This is a genomic window from Oleiphilus sp. HI0061 (assembly GCF_001635675.1).
The window spans coordinates 1-1901 of the sequence record NZ_LWFE01000246.1 but is presented as its reverse complement, the minus strand read 5'-3'; the positions used below and the strand labels follow the sequence as shown (position 1 = coordinate 1901).

The following is a 1901-nucleotide window of genomic DNA, read 5'->3' as shown; positions in this document are numbered from 1 at the left end:
ATATCTGGTTGATCTATATGGCAACAGTCTTGTGGACCGTTGCTTATGATACGATGTATGCCATGGTCGATAGGGATGATGATATCAAAATCGGCGTTAAATCCACGGCCATCTTATTTGGTTCGGCTGATCGGGCGATTATCGCATTTTTGCAGGTTTTGGTGATATTGACGCTGAGCTTGTTAGGTGAACAGCTTGAAATGGGGCAGTTTTACTTTCTGAGTATTGTCGTTGCGTCGGTACTATTTGTATATCAGCAGCACTTGATTCGCCATCGTGACAGAGATGAGTGCTTTAAGGCGTTTTTGAACAATAACTGGGTGGGTATGGTTTTATTCCTGGGACTGTTTCTAGACTTTTATGTCAGGTGAATTGTAAAACTTCGCAAAAAGGAGCGCTCATTAGGTTCTCAGCATAGGCTTACAGTGTAGTGTCATAAAACTGTAACAGCTTGCCGTTTTAATACAGTTTGATTTTTGGAGTAAGTACTATGTCAGAAAAAACCGTATTAATTGTTGATGATGAAGCATCAATCAGAGAAATGATTGCTGTTGCTTTAGAAATGGCTGATTACAATTGTATCGAAGCTTCAAATGCGCAGGATGCATTTATTGCTATTGTGGATCAACGTCCCGATATGATTTTACTTGATTGGATGTTGCCAGGCACTAGCGGAATTGAATTGGCAAGACGCTTGAAACGCAATGAAGCGACCAGTGATATCCCTATTATTATGCTGACAGCTAAAACCNAAGAGGATAATAAAGTACAGGGTTTGGAAGTCGGTGCCGACGACTATATTACTAAGCCTTTTTCTCCTCGTGAATTGGTTGCTCGTCTTAAAGCTGTACTTCGTCGTGCGACGCCTGCGGGTGTCGAAAGTGAAATCGAAATAGATGGATTGGTACTTGACCCAGTTTGTCATCGCGTTACCGCTCACAATAATTTGCTGAGCATGGGGCCAACTGAGTTTAAGCTACTGCAGTTCTTTATGACGCATCAAGACCGCGTTTATAGCCGTTCCCAGCTACTTGATCAAGTTTGGGGTGGCAATGTCTATGTTGAAGATCGAACCGTTGATGTTCATATTCGGCGCCTTCGCAAGGCATTAGGTGAAAGGCATGAATACCTGGTTCAAACTGTTCGAGGTACTGGCTATCGTTTTTCTGCTCAAGGTGCTGCATAGCGCTTGAGCATTGGTAACTTTGTTATAAAATAAGAAAGGTGGCAAGGAGCTCGATTTTTCATGCACATGACTTCGATCATTGACGAAGGGTGCACACTCTCTGTACCGTTTGCGTTTTAATGGCAAACTATTGAATCAGAGAATGAATCTGTCTTCCTGTGCTGGAGCATAAGGTTATGCACAAACGAATCATCGGTCACTTATACTCCCTTTTTTGGGCTGTGATTGGCTTGCTGGTACTTGGCCTGCTGATTGGGGAATTAGCGTGGGTTCTCGCGATTGGCTGCTTTGCCTACTTAGCCTGGACAATCAGCCAGGCTGTTAAGCTGCATCGTTGGCTTTACAGTGTACAAGAAGACCAAGCAATTCCCGAAAGCCATGGTTTATGGGGCGATCTGTTTGACGGTCTATATCAAATTCAATATCAAAATCGCATTACTCAAGAAAACTTGCGGTCAATGATTGCTCGTGTCCAATTATCTACCAATGCACTAAAAGAGGCTGTCGTCATGACTAACTCTGAAGGTGCGATGGACTGGTGGAATGACTCTGCAAGTACAGTACTTGGCTTTAAACGAGAGTCAGATAGAGGTCAGCTGATAACAAATTTGCTTAGAGACCCTTCCTTTAAGCGATATTTTGAAAGCAAGAATTACGACGAACCTTTAGAGCTACGTTCACCTTTAAATAAAAGTGCAACTTTGCAAGTACATAT

General features: G+C 42.7%; 3 protein-coding genes. All 3 read left to right on the top strand.

All coding sequences use genetic code 11. From position 1 onward, the window contains the following. Nucleotides 1-371: UbiA family prenyltransferase (locus tag A3735_RS03050; protein WP_197485628.1), on the top strand; the 371-nt coding region annotated here is incomplete at its 5' end. Nucleotides 372-490: 119 nt separating this feature from the next. Next, nucleotides 491-1186, top strand: coding sequence for a phosphate regulon transcriptional regulator PhoB (phoB, locus tag A3735_RS03045; RefSeq protein WP_068637573.1), 696 nt, complete (start codon nucleotides 491-493; stop codon nucleotides 1184-1186). A 176-nt stretch (nucleotides 1187-1362) separates the two neighbouring features. Further along, a partial coding sequence (locus A3735_RS03040) for a phosphate regulon sensor protein PhoR (RefSeq protein ID WP_156499362.1) occupies nucleotides 1363-1901 on the top strand: 539 nt, incomplete at its 3' end.